Genomic DNA, 20503 nt, shown 5'->3' on the forward strand with positions numbered 1-20503 from the left:
GACGAATCTCTTTGCTGCGGATTTCACACACGATGTTTAAGATATACATGTCTTCATCACAAAGAAAAATCTCATTGAGGTTAGCTTTCATCGCTTACAGACATGATCAAATGATCGGGTTTAAAAAAAATAAAATCACATGAAATCATATTCAATCATATCCATAGTGTGCTGCCTGTTTTTGGCAACCTCATGTTATGAGGACTTGGGAAACTATAACTACGATCTCCCTGAAGAGCCCGTGGTACTTGGAGTTGTCGATTCGGTGTTTCAAGTATCGGTTGGCGACAGTCTGCGGATACATCCCACTCTGGATCACAGCATGGCGGACACGGATAATTTCTCTTTTGAATGGCAGATTCAAATAGCTGAGGAAATGAGGCACGAGACCTACACAGGGAAAAATCTGGAGATACAGTTTGGATTTAAAGCGGGTAGATATCCCGGTATATACAGTGTGCTGGACAAGTCTAATGGCATGAAATATTTTTATCCTTTTACTATTGAATGTCAGACACAGTTTTCTAAGGGGATTGTTGCTCTTTGTGATGATAATGGGCGGGGCAAACTTGCCTTTGTGAAACCTGATTCCACAGTTATCAACAACTTATATGAGAGTCTCAATAACGGATCACTGCCGGACAACCCGTTTCAATTGGTTCCTATTATCAATCAGGCAAATACAAATACGGGGCTGACCAGGTATTGGTTTTTAGGAAAAGATGAGATCAATCCGGGAATAGGTATTAATGCCAACACAATGTTTTTCGAGGCAACTCTCGAGGATAATTTTTTCTCTCCGCCAAATTCCATCATGCCAAATTATGTATATCCCACCATGCTGGGGGCCTCTACAGGGGTGTTCAACAATAAGCTTTATTTGGGAACTACCAGTACACAGGATATTAGCCCTGATTACGGCAGATATGGCAATGCTATTGCCGGCGATTACTCACTGGCTCCGAGTTATATCTATGTGGATCTTCAGTATTATCTAGGCTTTGATATTAAGCATTATCAATTCGTGCGTTTTGCGAGTAGTGGCGCTTATTATGGAGTGGATTATAAGGTAGATACAGTAGGGACTGGATTTGATCCCAAAAAACCTGGCTTGGTATCCTTTTCCCACATGCTTTATTTGAATGGAGCGACTTCTTATGCTTATGGAACTGATTCGGCAAATAACTTTGTGGAGTTTAAATTCACGTTGAACGGAGAGACTTTCCTGACGGATTATGTACGTGATTTTGTCCGTCCGGACCTGATCAACGAATCCAATATCTGGATTGGCAATCAATTGGGTATTATCTACTTCACATCAAACGATAAAATCTATCGCTACAACCCTATCAATGAAGAAATCAGAGCTCTTTCAGCAGATTTTGGAGGTAAACCTGTGACGATGATAGAGTTTGTTCCAAACAGTGATTACATCATAGCCGGAACTGAAGGAAGTCTTTATTATTTGGATATTGGAACCGGAAAGGGAGGGAATATAGCCCATCAAATAGATGGTTTCGTCGGTGCTCCTGTTGATGTGTTTATAAGAGAGTAAGCCTTTACAAATACTACCCAATCAATTTTATTTATACAATAGCAAAAGGAGCTGGGTTTTTGGATCGTATAGTACGGTTTAAGTCACTTGTTTTTAAACCATACGGACACTTATTCAGCCCTTTTTTTTTCTTTACCCAAAAAAAGTCTCTTTTATATTTTAGGGTTTTTGGACTTGTCCTTTACTTAAGGATAGATGGTTTTCTATTGTCAGTATTTATTTCGATTAGTTAGTTGAATATTTTATTTAATAAGTAAAAGATGAAGTTTAAGTTTATAAAATTCAAAATTATATTATCTACTATGCTCGTGTTTCTTGGCCTTGCTGGGTATTCTCAGCAACTAAAGAAGGTTTATGAATCGGAGCCGGGTGTTATTATAGATGATGCCGTTTTCCAACATATAGATCAGGAGGCACATAAGCTTATGGAGCATAGACACCCAGAGCGCTTTGCTACGTTGGCTAAACAGCTGGTCAATGATCATGTTGATCTTAAGTTATTGGAATCCTTCCAAAACAAGGTAGAGGCATCTGAAATCTTTAATACAAATGCTTCCGGAGTACTTGTAGTAGCGACCATTTATAAATGTGAGGATTGTCCAAATACACACCTCCGGGCCGCTTCCGGTTTTGTGATTGCAGAAGAAGGAATTGCTGTAACAAGCTATCATATATTCAAAGGCGATGCCACGGATGAAAATTCTGATTTGGCAGTGGTTGTGATGGATTTTGATGGGCATGTTTATCCCGTAAAGGAAATCCTTGCTGCAAGTGCCAATGATGATGTGGCTATTTTTCGATTTGATGCCATGGGTAAGAAAACGAATGTGTTGTCTCTGGGGCAGGATATTGTTCCAGGTCAGGATGTAAGTATTATTTCACATCCGCATTCTATGTTTTATTCTTTCACTTCAGGTGTTGCCACGAGAAGTTACCTTCGGAATGATGCCAAAAAGACTAGCGTTACCGCAGATTTTTCACAGGGATCGAGTGGAGCTCCTGTGTTTGATACGAAGGGCAATGTAGTGGGAGTTGTGTCTGCCACGCTGGCACTTTACAATTCTGATCGGAATGTACAAATGGTTTCAAGGGAGATCATCCCAGTTAGTCGGCTAAAAGCCCTGATTAACTAAGTGTCTTAAAATGTTTTCAAATTCAGCATTAACGTAAAACTCAACCAATAATACAGATAAGATCAATTATGAAAAATAGTTTAGTTATTCTAATTTTGGCCATAGGTATTTATGCCTGTCAGCCGTCCAGTGAAAAAATTGAGAGGGAATCAGATCACTTTACCATAGAGGGTGAGATCAAAGGTCTCGATGTTTCTCAAATTTATTTTATGCACCGAGACTCTACAGGTGACCACAAGGACACCTTGCTCGTTGACCGTGGGAAATTCAGTGTCTCTGGCACTGTAGATGAACCCCAGTTCGTGATGATTTACTCTGATGAAGTCAGATTTCAGAAGGTGTTTTATGTGGAAAACAAAGCAATGAAACTCACCGGTACATTTGATTCATTGGCGCACGTGGATGTGAGTGGATCACCTGTACAAGATGATTTTGAAGTTTTGGAAGAAAGAATTCAGACACATAGAGATTCGGTGATGAAATACTGGAATATGGCGCAGGAGGCCGGTGAAGCGGGTGATTCATTGCGGTATGAAGAATACCAGACTATTGCTGATTCCATGTATAGATCCGAAGCAGCAATAAGAAAACAATTTGTACTCGAGTTTTCCGATAGTTTTGCGAGCCTTAATGAACTGTTGAATTACAGCAATGAGGAGAACCTGGACGAATCACGCATGCTGTATGCAGGCTTGTCGGAAGCTGTCACTACTACTAAAAAAGGAAAGGAAGTAGCCACACATCTGGATAATCTGGACATGGTCAAAGAAGGCAAAATGGCGTTGCCATTTTCTCAAACCGATGTAGAGGGTTCGGTAGTCAGTTTGGAGGACTATGAAGGGAAATATGTCTTATTGGAGTTTTGGGCCAGCTGGTGCGGACCATGCCGGGCAGAAAACCCCAACCTTCGGGCGGAGTATCTGAAATATCATGATAAGGGATTTAATATTCTGGGTATTTCTCTGGATGAATCCAGAGAAAAATGGTTGAAAGCTGTGGAAAAGGATGACTTGCCCTGGACTCAGGTCTCAGACTTAAAAGGGTGGCAGAATGAAGTGGCGGTGCTTTATGGTGTACGCGGCGTCCCCGCCAACTTCCTTGTTAGTCCAGAGGGAAGAATCATAGACAAAGGACTGAGAGGGGAAGTACTGAATGCTAAGCTCAAGGAGATTTTTGATTAAAGGTTTTTTGTTTTTTTGATTTAGATAAACTGGTATTCAGGACAGGATAGCCGGGTAATTGTATGCTCGGCTGTCTTGTTTTTTTATATGATACATATCCTCTGCATCTCCGTACTTGGATTTTTAGCGCTGCCTGTATAATCTAACTAAAGCCCCATGTTCTGTAGGATTCAAAGACTTTCGGAAAAAGCCGTAATTTTGGCTTTTCAATCTAGATTTATCCTTACCTATGACCAACAACGACATAGCCCGAAGCCTTCGCTATACTTTTGATTTCAATGATTTCACCGTGATAGAAATAATTAAGTCCGGGGGTGAGACGGTAAACCGTGAGTTGGTGGCCAACTGGCTGAAACGTGACGATGATCCTGAGTTTGAAGAAATGTACGACAAGGAATTGGCGACTTTTCTGAATGGATTTATCATTCTCAAACGTGGTAAAAAAGATGGGGTGCAACCTGTGGCTGAAAAAAGGCTCAATAACAACATTATCCTCAGGAAGCTTAAAATTGCCCTAAATCTAAAAGATGAAGATATTTTGGAGATATTGGAATCGGTGGGCAGGACGGTCAGCAAGCATGAACTGAGTGCTTTTTTCCGTAAACCAGGCCAGGCTCAATTCAGACCTTGCAAAGACCAGATTTTAAGAAATTTTTTAAAGGGTCTTCAGGAAAAATACAGGCCTTCCACAACCGGCTAATCCTCAATAAACACATCCACTACTCTCCCTATTTCGCCGGTATCCAGCATTACTTTGATCCCGCGTGGATGGGTGGGGGAGGAAGTGAGGATTCTTTTTACGAAACCCGTAGTCAGTTTGCCCGTCCGTTGGTGGTGCTTCTGTACTATGCTGACTTCACTGTCTAGATTTATGTTTTTTCTTATTGTGCCTGTGCGTGTTTTCTTTTCCATTTTATAATCGCGATGCTGAGACTGTGTCAGGACTTTGGTGGAATTCCATACTTCTGATAAGTCAGATACAATTTTACGGGATAAGGACGTAATCTAAGGGATTATTGCCCGTTGGGACTAACTGCCCCGATTAAGTGCTTTTTCCAGCGTTAAGGTTTGATATGCGATCCCAAGTATTTTAGGCTGGAGGTTTTTGCATGGGATCATACATTTTGGTGTGCTTTATACTTATATCCCTGCAAGGTTACTGTTATGTTTTTGTCAGAACTTGACTCAATGAAATCAGTTAGAACTACCTGAATATCATGGTCAATAAACTGGGCCTTCTCTGTGTTGATGATCAACTCACTGCCCTCAGGGATTTTTTCCAGATTTTTCATCAACAACGCCTTATTCAAAAAGGATACGTCTTTATGGAACTGTAGGAGGTAGGTTTCTTTCATTTCTGTCAAAGTGACCGCACGTATAAAGTTAGTTTTGATCACGAAAAACAGTCCGAACACCATACCTATACCTATTCCAACCAGTAGATCAGTAAATAAAATTGCTATGACTGTCATGATAAAGGGTATAAACTGATCCCATCCGTTTCTATACATATATTTGAAAATGGCCGGTTTGGCAAGTTTATATCCCACAAGAAACAAAACTGCGGCCAGGCAGCTTAACGGGATCATGTTCAGTATGTTTGGAATCGCTAATACCAAAATCATCAATAAAACCCCATGAAAAACTGCTGACATTTTTGTTCTTGCTCCAGAGGCTACATTTGCAGAACTTCTCACAATGACAGCTGTCACCGGCAGTCCACCTATCAATCCTGAAATTGTGTTGCCTATTCCCTGCGCCACTAATTCTTTGCTGGGAGGTGTAGTTCTTTTAAAAGGATCCAATTTATCAGCGGCATCTATGCTCAGGAGTGTTTCCAAGCTGCCGATGATGGCAATAGTGGCTGCTACAATCCAGAAAGTACTTGCCCCGATGCCTGAAAAATCAGGAAAAGTCAACAGGTCACCGATATTGCCCATAGAATCGAGTACTGGAATGTTCACTAGATGCTCTCCGGTCAATTTCCACTCAGGAATCCAGAACCCATATAGATAATTAATAACTATCCCCGAAATAACAGCCCACAAAGCGCCAGGTATAGCTCCAAATAATTTGTGGTTTTTGACTTGGGGTCTTTCAAAAAGGATCAAGATTCCCATGGCAATCAGTACTATTGGAATAGCCCCGATACTATGGTATTTGATCGCGTACCATATTTCCGTAAAAGTATTGTGGTTATCAGCCTGTAGAAATGCCTCATCCCCCATAAGATCTACATCATATCCTAGCGCATGCGGAATCTGTTTGAGAATCAAAATCAATCCTATGGCGGTAAGCATACCTTTAATCACTGCATGTGGAAAATAATAACCTATCACTCCGGCCCTGACTATTCCAAGTCCGAGTTGAATCAGTCCGGCAGCCACCAGTGCTGCAAGGAATAAAGGGAAAGAGCCCATGCTGGTGATGGAATCCAAGACGATTACAGTCAGGCCGGCAGCAGGCCCACTCACACTTACATGTGACCCTGACAAAGCCCCTACAATGATTCCCCCCACTATTCCCGCTATTAATCCGGACATGGGCGGTGCGCCACTCGCTACCGCAATACCCAGACACAGGGGAAGGGCGACCAAGAACACCACCAAACTTGCTTTTAAATCGTATTTTAAATTCTTACCAAGAGGTGTGTTCATGAAAATTAGTCTTTTTGGGGATTCGAGGACGGTGAAATAGACCTCTGTATAGTAAAGGCTTTCGTCCTAATATAGACCTAATATAAATAGAAGAAAATTCTATTTATATAAGCATTCGTGAAATACTTTGTTCAATGGCCAGAAAATTAAAATTCTGTATCGACATTTTCATCTTTTTTTGTATCAGGTCTAGATTTAAATTCCCTATACTCCCTTCGTGGGTATGTTTGAGTTGGCTTTGATTTGGAGAAAAGTTTCCGGATTCTATATCCATCCCAACTTGCTTATAGGCATCCCGGAAAGGTATTCCTTTCAGTACAAGTTCATTGACTACTTCCACAGAAAAAAGATGCTTATAAAATGGATCAGTTAGTATATCCTGCCTCACTTTTATCTCACTCAGCATGAAAGTACACATGCGGAGACAGCTTTTTAAGGTCTCTATCCCCGGAAAGATCTCTTCCTTCAGCAGCTGTAAATCCCGGTGATAACCTGTGGTAGTATTAGTTAAAAGTAAGTTTATCGCATTTGGGATAGCCTGGATTTGATTTGTCTTGGCGCGGATCAATTCAAAAACATCTGGGTTTTTTTTATGTGGCATGATACTGCTTCCTGTGGTGAGATTATCCGGGAAACTGATAAATGCGAAATGCTGGTTCATAAATAAGCATACATCAGAAGCTAACCTATTCAGAGTACCGGCTAAGCCAGATAGCCCAAAAGCAAGTGTACGTTCGGTCTTTCCACGGCTGTTTTGTGCATTGATCACATTGTGGTGAAGATCAGCAAAACCCAATAACCGAGTGGTCATCGTTCTATCCAACGGAAAACTTGAACCGTACCCCGCCGCTGAGCCAAGCGGGTTTTTATTGGCGAGATCAAAAGCTGCTCTCAAAAGGCCCAAATCCTCAGTAATACCTTCGGCAAATGCACTGAACCATAGTCCGAAAGAAGAGGGCATGGCAAGTTGTGTATGGGTGTAGCCTGGCATCAGGTCATTTTTATGCTTTTCGGCCAACTCAATCAGCAAGTCAAAAAGCTCACTGCTCTCTTCCACGATTTCACGGATGGCTGATCTGTAATACAACTTCAGGTCTACTAATACTTGGTCATTTCTACTTCTACCACTGTGAAGTTTTTTGCCCACATCACCAAATCGCTCAGTCAACAGGAATTCAACTTGCGAATGCACGTCCTCTACTCCCTGGGCAATCTCAAATCCACCTTTTTCTATTTCCTGATAGATGTCTTTTAGTCCTCGCTGCAGGATTTCATTTTCTTCGGCAGTCAAGAGTCCTATAGTGGAGAGCATCTGTGCATGCGCCATAGACCCCAATACATCGAAGGGTGCCAAGAGTATATCAAATTCGGGATCCCGTCCTATAGTAAAGGACTCCACTTCTTTTTTGCTGCCGGTTTCTTTTTGCCAAAGTTTCATTTCTAATTGGTTTTGAGCATGTCTGCGTAGGTGTCCAGGAGTTGGATATAACCTGCTATGCCGTCCTGGATTTCGTTCAAATAAATAAATTCGTCCGCTGAATGAGATCTCGCTGAATCGCCAGGGCCTATTTTTACAGAAGGATAGGGAATTAGTGCCTGGTCAGACAGGGTAGGGCTTCCATAGGTTTTTATTCCAAGTTTCTCGCCGACTTTTAGGATCAAATGCCCTTCCGGTACATGAGAAGATTGAAGCCTTAGCGATCTGGGGGTCAGTTCGGCTTTCAGTGAATCTTTCAATTCCTCCAAGGCTTCCTCTAAAGTATAGACATCTGTCACCCGTACATCTAGGACAAACTCACAAAGATCAGGTACTACGTTGTGCTGTTGCCCGGCATGGATTACAGTTGCCGATACTTTTGTCTTTCCCAAGAACTTTGATACTTTTTGGAATTCAAAGTCCTTGATTGTCCGCAAGTCTTCCAATGCCAGGTATAGTGCATTCACCCCTTCCTCTCGAGCTGCATGGCCTGCTTTTCCATAGACTTTAGCATCGATCACCATCAGTCCTTTTTCGGCAACAGCCATCTCCATCAGAGTAGGTTCACCTACTATGGCAAGGTCACAGGCAGGGAGTTGATTGATCACGGAAGCTATCCCGTTTTTGCCGGAAATCTCCTCTTCAGCTGAGGCAATCATGATCAGATTATAGGGGAGATCCTGCCCATAAAAATGTGTAAATGCAGACATCAAGCTTACCAAAGGTCCTCCAGCATCATTGCTGCCTAATCCATAGAGTTTGCCATCCGCTGTACTAGCCAAAAAAGGATCCTTCGTGTAACCTGAATTTGGCTTCACCGTGTCATGATGGGAGTTCAGCCAGAGCGTAGGTTTGTTTTTATCAAAAGGATTGGCCAAAGCCCAGATGTTGTTGTCAGACTTGGAATATGGGATTTCCCGATTGGCAAAAAATTCCTCTATGATATCCGCGGTCGCACTTTCTTCCTTGGATAGGGAAGGGGTTTCTATAAGTTGTGTCAGGAGCTCAACTGCATCTTCATATAATTCTTGGATATCTTTCACAGTTGATGGTCAATAGAGGTCATACCGGCTTCTCTCTATTGTCGTGCCGGAGAGTTTGCCTTTTGCGGCCAGGTGAAGATTTTCTGCTTTCCCGATCCATACGTGATTTACGCCCTTCGCCAATGCTTCGAAGGCATTGTCCAGTTTTGGGATCATCCCTGAGTGGATTACATTTTCATTTCTTAGCTCCTCGTAAATATCCTCGTTGATGAGTGGAATGATGGAGCTTTCGTTTTTCTCGTCTATGAGCACCCCGCTCTTGTTGAAGCAGAAATATAGATTCACCTGATGATCTTTGGCCAGGCTGGTGGCCAGGGCAGATGCTATACTGTCCGCATTGGTGTTGAGGAGTTGCCCTTTTGCATCGTGGGTGATCGCATTGACTACAGGAAGTAGATTTCCGCTCAATAAATGGTCTATCAGTTTGATGTTAACTTCTTGGATATCACCTACAAATCCATAATCTATGCCTTTGACGGGACGCTTGACAGAGCGGATGATATTTCCGTCAGCCCCGGTCATTCCGATCGCGTTTACTTTAAGAGCTTGAAGCTTAGCGACGATATTTTTATTGATCAATCCCGCATACACCATGGTGACCACGTCCAGGGTTTCCTGATCGGTAATTCTCCTCCCGTCCACCATTTCGGGCATTACGCCGAGAGATTCTCCAAAACGAGAAGCCATCACACCTCCGCCATGAACCAGGATTTTGTGTCCGGGAAACTTGGCGAATAACGCTAAAAACTCATCTAGTTTTTCCGGAAAATCGATGACATTTCCACCGATTTTGATAATGTTGATTTTCATAAATCAAGGTTATATTTAAAATTGTCCCAACAAGTGGCTGATTACCGCCTGGGCAGCATAAATTCGGTTTTTTGCCTGTTGTTGTACTAAAGAGCGGTTTCCGTCGAGAATCTCATCAGACAGCTCCAGGTTTCTTCTTACCGGGAGGCAATGCATGACTTTGGCATTTTTAGCCTGGGCAAAATGCTCTTCGGTAAGCATCCAAGAAGCATCCGTAGAGATTATTTTACCATAATCCTTGAAAGATGACCAGTTTTTAACATACACAAAATCAGCGTTTTCCAATGCTTTGCTTTGATTGTGTTCTATAATAGCCCCTTTCGTGAACGCTTCATCTAATTCATATCCCACAGGATGGGTAATAGTCAGCTCATGGTCCATTCCCAGGCTCCATTCCGCAAAAGAATTGGCCACTGCATGCGGAATGGCCTTGATATGCGGTCCCCATGTGAGTACTACCTTAGGCTTCTTTTTTCCTGACCAGTTCTCCCTGATGGTAATCTGATCCGCCAGGCTTTGAAGGGGGTGTCTGGTTGCGGATTCCAAGCTGATAACCGGAATCCCGCAATAGTTGACAAATTGGGAAAACACAAAATCTGAGCTGTCTTCCTCCTTGTTGGTCAAAGATGGGAAGGAGCGGATCGCCAGTATGTCAAAATAAGAGCCTAAGACCGCGGCGGCATCTTTGATATGCTCCACTGTGCCCCGGTTCATCACTGCGCCATCCTGCATCTCCAGTGCCCATCCTTCCTTGTCCATATTGAGTACAATAGGCTCTATTCCCAGATTCAAAGCTGCCAACTGTGTGGAGACTCTCGTCCTGAGGGATGGATTAAGGAAAATACAGCCGATACGCTTTCCAGATCCCTTTGCCTTGTCCAGATTAGGGTTTGCTTTGTAAATAAGTGCCTGCTCGATCAGCTCATTGCCCAGATCGAGGGATTCAAATTTTGTGAAATGCTGTAGTGGCTGGATTTTATTGGCCATTTTATTTTATAGGTGATTTACTTAAAATTTCTTTTAATGCGGTTATAAACGAATTTAACTGTTTCCAACTGATATTTAAAGGTGGCAGGAGTCTTATCGTATTCTTTCCTGCCGCACTTCCTGTAAACATGTGGTATTTAGTCACCAATTCTGAGCGGACAGGGCCCGCCTCCCGATCCAGATCAATGCCGATCATCAGGCCGGTTCCACGGATAGCCATGATGCCGGGGATTTCTTTTAATCCTGCCAGGAGCTTTTCGCCAAGGGTGCTTGCGTTTTCCAGAAGATTTTCATTTTCAATCACTTCCACTACTGCCATACCTGCGGCACAGGCTAGGTGGTTGCCTCCGAAAGTAGTTCCTAGCAATCCGTATGTTGCCTTAAATTCCGGAGAGATTAGGATTCCTCCAATCGGAAATCCATTCCCCATGCCTTTGGCCATGGAAATGATATCCGGCTTTAGGTCTTCAACCAATTGGTGTGCAAAGAATCTGCCTGTGCGTCCAAATCCTGACTGAACCTCGTCCAAAATCAACCTTGCTTCATATTTCTTGGCAAGTGTAGCCAATCCTTGAAGGAACTCTCCAGATGGAACCTGAATCCCGTTTACACCTTGTATGCCTTCAATGATAATCCCCGCTATTCCCTTTGACTTCAGCACATTTTCCACGGCCTCAAGGTCTTCCCATGGTAGAATGTGGAAATCTTCACGCTCATTGCATGGGGCGACGATTTTTGCATTGTCAGTCAAAGCCACTGCGCCGGAAGTCCTTCCATGAAAACTTCCTGAAAAAGCGATAAATCCAGACTTCCCTGTGGCAAAGGAGGCTAGCTTAATGGCATTCTCATTGGCTTCAGCCCCTGAATTGCACAGGAAAAGCTCATAATCCGGATAGCCGGAAAGCTCGCCTAGTTTCTCCGCATATTCCTTTTGGATCGGAATCTGAACAGAATTGGAGTAGAAAGCAATCTGACTCAGCTGTTCTTCGATACGCTTCACATAGTGGGGATGGGTGTGGCCTATGGAAATCACGGCATGGCCACCATAGAGGTCTATATATTCTTGTCCCTTATCGTCCCAGAGTCTTGCTCCTTCCGCTTTTGCGATGGTCACGGGAATCAGAGGATAAACATCAAATAATTTCATTTTGAATTACGAGTTACGAAATACGATTGACGAGCCGGTTTTGAACTTCGTAAATCCATTTCTAAGTTGGAGAATAATGAATGCTGAATAATGAACACCAAATTTCAAAGTGTCCACAAATCAGTCTTGAATCTTGTGTCTAAAGTCTAATATCTAATTAAAACCCTATACTTTTTAGATTCAAGCCCATCCTCTCCTCTAATCCAAACGCCAAATTATAATTCTGAACTGCCTGTCCTGAGGCTCCTTTCAGCAGATTATCAATAGCAGAATAAATCACCAATTGACCCGCTTCTTTTTGCACATGGAGGATGCATTTATTAGTGTTCACAGCCTGCTTCATATCTATATCCTGATCCGAAACATGTGTGAACGCTGCGTCTTGATAAAACTCTTTGTAAGCCGCTACCGCTTCCTCCTGAGTTCCCCCAAAAGGAAAATAGGCTGTGATCCATATACCTCTAGGGAAGTTGCCCCGGTAAGGGACAAAGAGAATTTCAGAAGAAAAATCAGAATCCAATTGGGAAAAAGTCTGGTTGATTTCTTTTAGGTGCTGGTGGGTAAATAGCTTATAGACAGATATGTTTGAAGATCTATAGCTGAAGTGGGAGGTCTCAGCAAGTTTCTTTCCCGCCCCGGTACTCCCTGTCACCCCAGAGATCTGAATTGTATCCTTTACCCAACCCTTTGCGATAGCAGGGAGCAGTGCCAGTTGGATTCCCGTGGCAAAACATCCTGGATTTGCGATTCTTTTAGCTGATTTGATTTTCTCAGCATTCACCTCTGGAAGTCCGTAAACAAAACCATTGGACTCGTCGCGAAAATCCGTGGACAAATCAATCAAAACGGTCCCGGGAGAGAAAGAATGTCGCTCCAGAAAACCTTTGGTTTGACCATGTGGCAATCCTAGGAATACAGCTTCAATTCCTTCGGTTTGTACCTCGTCCGTGAATACTAACTCACAGTCTCCGATCAGATCCGGATGAACTTCGCTTACTTTTTTGCCTTTCTGGCTATTGCTATGTACATAGATCAGCTCACAGGCAGGATGATGGACCAGAAGGCGAAGGAGTTCTCCGCCCGTATATCCCGCTGCGCCTATGATCGCTGTTTTGATTCTAGTCATTGTCTGAGTTTACTTTATGGAAGATCGCGGTTTGGTTGCCCAATATGCGGGTGAACCCTTTTACGTCTTCCGCAGTGTATCCTTTGTTCATTTCCCCGTAGCTGCCAAACTTGTTGGACATCAGGTCATGTGGAGAATTGATTCCCAGCAAAGTGAATCGATAGGGCTGAAGCAACACGCGTACATCCCCGCTCACATAAGTCTGCGTACTGGCCATGAACTCTTCCAGATTTCTCATCACGGGATCCAGATAATGTCCCTCATGGAGGTGGTTTCCGTAGAACTCAGCCAATTGGTTTTTCCAGAAAAGCTGCCACTTGGTAAGCGTATGCTTTTCCAACAATTGATGCCCCTTGATGATGATCAGTGGAGCTGCGGCTTCAAATCCGACTCGACCTTTGATCCCGATGATAGTATCCCCTACATGGATATCACGGCCTATCCCGTAAGGTGCGGCCAGTGCTTGTAATGCCTGTATGGCTTCTACGGAATCCTCATACTTTTTGCCATCCACGCCTTTCAATTCGCCTTTTTCGAATGAAAGAATCAATTCATAGGGCTCAAAAGCCGTAGCCTGGGTAGGCCAAGCTTCTTCGGGGAGGTAATCAGAAGAAGTGAGTGTTTCTTTACCTCCCACGGAAGTTCCCCAGATTCCTTTATTTATAGAATAGGCGGCTTTTTCGAAGTTCATCTCCACCCCATGTTTTTTGAGATACTCTATTTCTTCTTGCCGGGATAGTTTCAGGTCACGTATAGGAGTGATTATTTCTATGTCAGGGACGATGGTCTGGAAGATCATATCAAATCTTACCTGGTCATTTCCAGCTCCCGTAGAACCATGGGCTACAGCTTTTGCGTCAATGGACTTTGCATATTCCGCAAGAGATTTTGCCTGAAGAATACGCTCAGCGGATACAGAAAGGGGATAGGTCTGGTTTTTCAGCACATTGCCATAGACTAAGTATTTGATCACCTCATTGTAATAAGTGTCCATGACGTGAAGGATCTTAAAAGAAGCAATGCCAAGTGTTTTGGCCCTTTCCTCTACACCTTTCAGCTCTTCTTCGGAAAATCCACCTGTATTTACCAAGACTGCATGCACTTCATAGCCCAATTCTTTGGAAAGGTGCAGCGCACAAAAGGTGGTATCCAAACCACCACTGTATGCTAAAACTATTTTCTTCATTGTTGTAGGATTTTTGCTTCCAAAAAGGAAGAATTGATTTATAAGAAGATGCCTGAAATGGTATCCTTGGACTTGTTCAATTTAAGCATCACGTATTTCTTTAATCTTACCCAGCGATCAAATAATTTGAGTTCTTTCTTGAAATCATCTCTGAGTGCCAGCTCTTGAGTATGGTTTCTCTTCGAATTGGGGTCATATAACATCGCCGTGCAAAGACAGTTTTGTCTGTTTTTGCTCATTAGAATCTCATAGTTGACACAGCTTTGACAGCCTTTCCAGAACTCATTGTCATCTGTAAGGTCAGAATAAGAGACGGGTATATAGCCAAGTTCCGAGTTTATCTTCATTACGGCAGCTCCGGTGGTCAATCCGAAAATTTTAGAATCCGGAAATTTTTTACGGCTGAGTTTGAACACTTCGTTCTTGATCTTGCGCGCAAGGCCATACTTTCTATACTCTGGAGAGACGATCAATCCTGAGTTGGCCACATATTTACCATGTCCCCACGCTTCAATGTAGCAGAATCCTGCCCATTTGCCATCTGAGGTCAGAGCGATTACAGCCTTTCCTTCTTCCATTTTGGTTTCCACATAAGCTGGGCTACGCTTGGCTATGCCGGTACCACGGGCTTTGGCGGAATTTTCCATCTCATCCGTGATCTGAGTGGAGTATTCTTTATGGGAAGCATTGGCTACAATAATCTGGAAAGTAATATTATCCATTAGGGATTGCATGTGTTAATTCCGAGAAGATCGGAAGTTTAATAAATAAATCAAGGGTTAAAGGCGCGGGTAGGTACTCCTCGTAGGAATACAAAAATTCAATACAGGGTTAAACCCTATAGAAAAATCTACACGTCCTTATAGGAGTGAAAAAAGCAATAGCGTCAACCCTTGCCACTACCGATGTAGCAGGTGAGCAAAATGGCGCTATGTGATTTACTTGTGTCATGCGTAATCAGGTGGCAAAATTCATTCCTTAGAAAGGAAAATCCAAGGATTTCAGTGAAAAAAAAAGAGGTGTTGTGATGTTTTTACAATATTCGCAATTAAAGGTGGTGAAACATGTGAAAAACATATTTAACGGAATATTGTTTTGTGCTTTTTTGCAGAGTGTGCAATAAACTTTCACAGGATATAGCTGACCACCCAGACAATCAACAGCAATACTGCTACCCACGCAATCCAGGGTGAACGTTTAGGGAATTCAAATTTACAGATTGGGCAGATGTTTTCTTTAGCATCTATCGGCATTGCGCAGGACGGGCATTCTTTGGTTTTCACGCTAAACTGAACTCTTTTTGTTTGATTTATAGTTTAGCTAAAGTTACTCAAAGATTTTAGTGATGAAAATAGAAATATGGTCCGACATAGCATGCCCTTTCTGCTACATCGGAAAAAGGAAAATTGAAAAAGCACTTGGGAAATTCTCTTATAAAGATCAAGTGGAGATTGAGTGGAAGAGTTTTCTGCTCAATCCTGACCAATTGACTCAGCCGAATAAGAGTTCACTGGAATACTTGTCCGAAGCAAAAGGATGGTCGCTGGAGCAAACCAAAGAGATCATGGGCAACGTGACTAATATGGCGGCCCAAGAAGGGCTGGAATATCACTTGGACAAAACCGTAGTAGCGAATACCAAGAAGGCCCATCGGATTTTGCATTTGGCAAAAAAAGCCGGAAAAGGAGATGAAATGAAAGAAAGGCTGCTAAAAGCTTATTTTACCGAGGCTGTGAATATTGACGATGATGGGGTTCTTTTGGGAATAGCTTTGGAGATTGGACTGGAAGAAAGCACTATCCAAGAAGTGCTGAACACAGATAAGTTTTCGAATGAGGTAGATCAGGATATCTATGAATCCCGTCAGATAGGGGTGAGAGGAGTACCTTTCTTTGTGTTGGATCGTAAATTTGGAATTTCAGGAGCTCAACCGGATGGGGTTTTTGAGGATACTCTGGCAAAGGCCTGGAAAGAATTTACGAAAACAAATCCGTTATTTGAAGTTTCCGATGGGAAAGGGGGGACTTGTGCGATAGATGGTGAATGCTGATTTGAGCCCTGATGCCAAATGTAAAACAGGCAGCTGCTTAGTCGGTCTGATCTTACAACGAATCAATAACCGCAGAGAATACCTGTCACATTCACCCAACTCAAAATCAGACAGTATCAAATCCATCCCTAAAATAATTCTACTAATCTTGGTATTGATTTCCGGTGTGGGCACTGAAGGGAATTCTCAAGGTTTTGTAAAACGCTATATCAACAGTATCATCAATGATACTTCAGATATCAGCAAACCTCAGTTTTTAGTCTATCCCACCTTAGCTTACTCTCCGGAAACCAGCTGGGAAGTCGGGTTTTCTTCACTCTATGTTTATTATTCTAAGCGGGATACTACCAATCGCCTAAGTGAGATCAGTGGCTTTACTTTCTTCACGTTGGAAAATCAATATGGGCTGTGGTTTGACCATGCTTTGTATTCTGACCAGAGTGAATGGTTTTTTCTAGGCCGCTTGCGTCTGCAGAGCTTTCCATTGAGGTATTACGGAATAGGGATGGATAGTTCGCCGGAATATTTGGCCTTGGTAGAAGCCAATCAGATTCTCATTAAGGAGCGTGTGCTTCGCAAAGTACGGGACAACCTTTTCTTTGGGGTAGAACTTGACTACCAGCGGCTCGGAGGGGTAAATTTTGTCTCAGCTCCGGATTCACCTGTTTTTGAGCATCCAACAGGAAGTAAAGGTTCGTCCAATCTGGGAGTGGGAGTCGGTTTGGTTTATGACAACAGGCACAATGTGCTCAACGTAAGGAATGGGTTTTTCTCAGAATTGGGCTATCTAAGATATTTGGATGGGTTGAGTACGTATCAGTTCAATACAGTAATCTCAGATACGAGAATCTACAGACCTTTGGGAAAGAACAATGTGTTTGCTGCACAGCTTTTGGGACAGTTCAATAAAGGAGATGTACCCTTCAACCAACTCGCTCTTATGGGAGGTGACAGCATGATGAGGGGATATTATTCCGGGCGTTTTAGGGATAACAACCAAATAGCCTCTCAGGTAGAATTGCGCTTTCTTCCTCTTCCTTTAGGATTTTCCAAACGGTTCGGCGCGACAGCCTTTGCGGGTGCTGCTACTGTTTTTCCAGATTTCAATAACCTTAACCTTGATAAAATTGCCTGGTCAGCCGGTGCAGGTTTACGTTTCTTGCTTTTCCCCAAGAAGGATATTTATACCCGTCTGGATTACGCGCTTACTGCCGAGGGATCAGGTTTTTATATTTTTATTGGAGAAGCATTCTGAATTTTATTGAAGAGTTTATTCTAGAATATGTATGTCCGCTTTTCTGCCAGTAAAACAATAAAAGCATCATAGGATTCGGAAAACACCAGCGTCAAGGCCACTTCGGTCACCCTTCTTCGGTCTTCCGTCCAGTAAAGCAAAGAGAATAGGGTTACTGGCATCATTGCGGATAATCACATTCTAAAATTATCCGCATAAAAATGTCCTCAAAAATCTTCTGAAGTTGACTTTAAGGGTGTAATTGATAAGTGTTTTTTGCAATTTCCAGAATATTTTTTCATTTTTTTGCTGATCTTATTTTTCTGGAATAAATTATAAAATCCTGATTATCAATATATTATATTGGTTTCATTTTTTTCAATGCGCAAGATTTCAGGAGTAGCGCTGAATAAATTTCTAATCTTATTTAGATTAATTACAATTAAGGATTACTTTTGCTGCCGTTCAAACAGGAATCTATGAAAGCAGCAATACCCTCACTGATTTTTTGCATTGGCTTCTTATTGTCCATAGAAGGATTTTCCCAGACAGGGGATGTTTCAGGTACCTTGAAATTCGAGGATGGTGCACCAGTAGCTTACGCCACCGTTTATATCAAATCTCTAAATAAGGGAGTTCTTTCCGATGAAAAGGGAAGGTTTGAGCTTGGGGCCATCCCCTTTGGTACTCATCAGATTACGGTTAGTAGTATAGAGATTGAAAAGCATGATTTCGATATTACTCTGGACAAGCCTTCATTGGATTTAACCCCTATCGTGAAGCATGCCAGTCACAATGATTTGGCTGAAGTATTGGTGGAAGGTGCTTCTTACAAACAGGAAATTGAAACGACCGGATTTGCGGTTAATGTCATAGAGACAAAAAGAGCCGCTCTGCAATCCATACAGACCAATGATCTGTTGAATAGGTCGGTAGGAGTGAGAGTTCGTCAAAATGGAGGTCTAGGCTCTGCTGTTTCTTATAATCTCAACGGGATGTCAGGTAGTTCTGTCCGCATTTTTATCGATGGTGTCCCCATTTCTACTTACGGGGCTTCTTTTAGTCTGAACAGTATTCCACCTGCCCTCATAGAGCGGATAGAAGTTTATAAGGGAGTAATCCCGGCCCATTTGGCAGATGACGCTTTGGGTGGCGCGATCAACGTCATCCTGAAAAAGGGGGCGATGAACAATCTGACTGCTTCTGTTTCCTACGGTTCATTTAATACCCAGCAGGCCATTGTCAGCGGGTCATACCGTAACTCTAACACCGGCTTTACCGCGAGAGCTTCTGCTTTTTACAATTACTCGGACAACGACTACGAGGTCTGGGGGAAATTTGTGCGAAATATCCTTCCAAACGGGAGATACGAATACGTAAGAGCCAAGCGCTTCAATGATGCTTACAAATCTTATGGGGCAAATGTCCAGCTTGGCTTTACCAATGTAAGGTGGGCTGACCAGTTTCTGATAGGTTACAATGTGTCTGATGATTACAATGAGGTACAGCATGGTACCTACATGACCATCCCATACAAGGGGAGATTTACAGAATCTCAGGCGAATGTTCTGAGTTTGACTTATGCCAAGGCGGATTTTTTGGCCAAAGGCTTGGAAGTTTCTTTCAATGGGATGTTTAGTGACAGAAAGCAGGTTGTGAATGATACTGTTCGTTGGAATTACGATTGGTTTGGCCAAAAGAGCATAGGTCTAAACGGAGTTCCCATTCTCAGACCTAACGGTGCCCAACAAGGAGCTCCTACAGTGAACCATATCAATAGGAATATAGGGACTTTCCGTGGGGGATTTAATTATTCGATTTCTGCAGACCATAGACTTATATTCAGTCACATGTACTACACTATAGACAGAACGCAGCGTGACGAAATGAAATCGGCGGCAGAAAGGGAATTTATAGGAACAAGGGATTTGACTAAGAATGTCTCAGCATTGGCCTATGAAATGACGCTTTTTAAATCCAAGTTCAAAACAAATCTTTTTGGTAAATATTACCAGCAGAAGATAGACCGGATGGATCCCAAACTGGTCAATGAAAATGGCGAGAGGGTAAAGGTAGAAGACAGGGTAAGCAGCAATAGAAATACCACAGGTTTTGGCTTAGCCACCTCATACGCTTTCAATACAAAAATGACCTTGCTTGTCTCAGCCGAGCAGGCAGTACGTATGCCATCTGAAAATGAAATATTCGGGAGCCCAGGGGAAAACATTATTGAGAACCTGGGAATCAGGCCTGAGATCAGCAACAATCTAAATATTGGTCTGAGGACCGGCCCCTATACTTTTTCCACTGACCATAAAATAAATCTGTATGCTTCCGGCTTTCTACGGGACACTAAAGATAAAATTGTCAGAAGAATCAACCCTCGTCTGAATGATGCCGTGCAGACAGACCCCTTTGAAAACTTAGGCAAAACAAAATCCATAGGATTTGAAGGGGAAATCAACTATGCCTTTAAAGAAAACCTGAGTGTACTGGTTAATTTCTCCAAGTTTAATTCTGTGTTTAACATGAGGTATGACAACAACGGAAATGAGTACACCTACTATAATCAGCAGCTGCCAAACGAACCGTTTTTTACTATCAATACTACTGTTCAATACGGCTTAAAAAATCTGATACAGGACAAATCATCCCTTAATCTATATTACAGTTTTGGGTTTGTAGATCGCTTCTATACCACCTGGCTAGAGATAGAAGACTTCCGTACTCCTAGACAGTTTATCCAGGATCTGGGTGTGAACTATGTATTTCCTAATGAGAAACTGGTGCTGAGTGCTGATCTGCGGAATATTTTTGATCAGCAAGCTTACGACAACTTCGCTGTTCAGAAGCCGGGCAGAGGTATCTATTTGAAAATAAATTATTCGATCAATAAGTTTTAACCAACCACAATTAA

At 42.6% G+C, this 20503-nt stretch carries 18 protein-coding genes; 7 read left to right on the forward strand and 11 right to left on the reverse strand.

Annotated elements, in window-relative coordinates; genetic code table 11:
* Positions 1–139 precede the first annotated feature (139 nt).
* The 4 genes from LZF95_RS07990 to LZF95_RS08005 all read left to right on the forward strand — a co-directional run bounded on the left by LZF95_RS07990 (position 140) and on the right by LZF95_RS08005 (position 4569).
* A complete protein-coding gene (locus LZF95_RS07990; RefSeq protein WP_233754456.1) occupies positions 140–1555 on the forward strand; it encodes a PKD-like family lipoprotein in 1416 nt (471 codons plus the stop codon).
* Between the two features lie 260 nt (positions 1556–1815).
* Positions 1816–2688 (forward strand): serine protease, encoded by an 873-nt coding sequence (locus LZF95_RS07995; RefSeq protein ID WP_233754457.1) that lies wholly within the window; start codon positions 1816–1818, stop codon positions 2686–2688.
* A gap of 68 nt (positions 2689–2756) precedes the next feature.
* Positions 2757–3869: a TlpA disulfide reductase family protein gene (locus tag LZF95_RS08000; protein ID WP_233754458.1), complete on the forward strand. Its 1113-nt coding sequence runs from the start codon at positions 2757–2759 to the stop codon at positions 3867–3869.
* A 229-nt stretch (positions 3870–4098) separates the two neighbouring features.
* Positions 4099–4569: a DUF1456 family protein gene (locus tag LZF95_RS08005; protein ID WP_233754459.1), complete on the forward strand. Its 471-nt coding sequence runs from the start codon at positions 4099–4101 to the stop codon at positions 4567–4569.
* On the opposite strand, the gene LZF95_RS08010 is transcribed toward LZF95_RS08005, so the two are convergent.
* The 10 genes from LZF95_RS08010 to LZF95_RS08055 form a co-directional block, all read right to left on the reverse strand.
* Complete coding sequence (locus LZF95_RS08010; protein WP_233754460.1) at positions 4566–4781, reverse strand: YwbE family protein; 216 nt, start codon at positions 4779–4781, stop codon at positions 4566–4568. The two genes, LZF95_RS08005 and LZF95_RS08010, sit on opposite strands and share 4 nt — an antisense overlap.
* A 203-nt stretch (positions 4782–4984) precedes the next feature.
* Positions 4985–6526, reverse strand: a complete 1542-nt coding sequence (locus LZF95_RS08015; protein ID WP_233754461.1) for a SulP family inorganic anion transporter — start codon at positions 6524–6526, stop codon at positions 4985–4987.
* A 103-nt stretch (positions 6527–6629) separates the two neighbouring features.
* Positions 6630–7964 (reverse strand): argininosuccinate lyase, encoded by a 1335-nt coding sequence (gene argH, locus LZF95_RS08020; protein WP_233754462.1) that lies wholly within the window; start codon positions 7962–7964, stop codon positions 6630–6632.
* 2 nt (positions 7965–7966) lie between these two features.
* On the reverse strand, positions 7967–9046 hold the full coding sequence (locus LZF95_RS08025) for a M20 family metallo-hydrolase (RefSeq protein WP_233754463.1): 1080 nt from the start codon (positions 9044–9046) through the stop codon (positions 7967–7969).
* Positions 9047–9055: 9 nt separating this feature from the next.
* Complete coding sequence (argB, locus tag LZF95_RS08030) at positions 9056–9856, reverse strand: acetylglutamate kinase (RefSeq protein WP_233754464.1); 801 nt, start codon at positions 9854–9856, stop codon at positions 9056–9058.
* A gap of 15 nt (positions 9857–9871) precedes the next feature.
* Positions 9872–10843 carry an acetylornithine carbamoyltransferase gene (locus LZF95_RS08035; RefSeq protein WP_233754465.1) on the reverse strand — a complete coding sequence of 324 codons (972 nt, stop codon included), beginning with the start codon at positions 10841–10843 and terminating at the stop codon, positions 9872–9874.
* Position 10844: 1 nt separating this feature from the next.
* On the reverse strand, positions 10845–11990 hold the full coding sequence (locus tag LZF95_RS08040; protein WP_233754466.1) for an aspartate aminotransferase family protein: 1146 nt from the start codon (positions 11988–11990) through the stop codon (positions 10845–10847).
* A 157-nt stretch (positions 11991–12147) separates the two neighbouring features.
* Positions 12148–13116: an N-acetyl-gamma-glutamyl-phosphate reductase gene (gene argC / locus LZF95_RS08045; protein WP_233754467.1), complete on the reverse strand. Its 969-nt coding sequence runs from the start codon at positions 13114–13116 to the stop codon at positions 12148–12150.
* Entirely contained in the window at positions 13109–14302 is a 1194-nt protein-coding gene (locus LZF95_RS08050) for an argininosuccinate synthase (protein ID WP_233754468.1), read from the reverse strand. The genes argC and LZF95_RS08050 overlap by 8 nt, the downstream gene beginning before the upstream one ends.
* Before the next feature lie 38 nt (positions 14303–14340).
* On the reverse strand, positions 14341–15024 hold the full coding sequence (locus LZF95_RS08055) for a GNAT family N-acetyltransferase (protein ID WP_233754511.1): 684 nt from the start codon (positions 15022–15024) through the stop codon (positions 14341–14343).
* A gap of 623 nt (positions 15025–15647) precedes the next feature.
* Here LZF95_RS08055 and LZF95_RS08060 point away from each other — a divergent pair.
* Positions 15648–16352: a DsbA family protein gene (locus LZF95_RS08060; RefSeq protein ID WP_233754469.1), complete on the forward strand. Its 705-nt coding sequence runs from the start codon at positions 15648–15650 to the stop codon at positions 16350–16352.
* Positions 16339–17607, forward strand: a complete 1269-nt coding sequence (locus tag LZF95_RS08065) for a BamA/TamA family outer membrane protein (RefSeq protein ID WP_233754470.1) — start codon at positions 16339–16341, stop codon at positions 17605–17607. Before LZF95_RS08060 ends, LZF95_RS08065 begins: the two co-directional genes overlap by 14 nt.
* A 20-nt stretch (positions 17608–17627) precedes the next feature.
* Here LZF95_RS08065 and LZF95_RS08070 read toward each other — a convergent pair whose 3' ends face one another.
* Positions 17628–17771, reverse strand: coding sequence for a hypothetical protein (locus LZF95_RS08070; protein WP_233754471.1), 144 nt, complete (start codon positions 17769–17771; stop codon positions 17628–17630).
* A gap of 294 nt (positions 17772–18065) precedes the next feature.
* On the opposite strand from LZF95_RS08070, the gene LZF95_RS08075 reads away from it, so the two are divergent.
* Positions 18066–20489: a TonB-dependent receptor plug domain-containing protein gene (locus tag LZF95_RS08075; RefSeq protein ID WP_233754472.1), complete on the forward strand. Its 2424-nt coding sequence runs from the start codon at positions 18066–18068 to the stop codon at positions 20487–20489.
* Positions 20490–20503 lie beyond the last annotated feature (14 nt).

It is taken from the genome of Algoriphagus sp. AGSA1, assembly GCF_021390545.1.
Classification (GTDB): Bacteria; Bacteroidota; Bacteroidia; order Cytophagales; family Cyclobacteriaceae; genus Algoriphagus.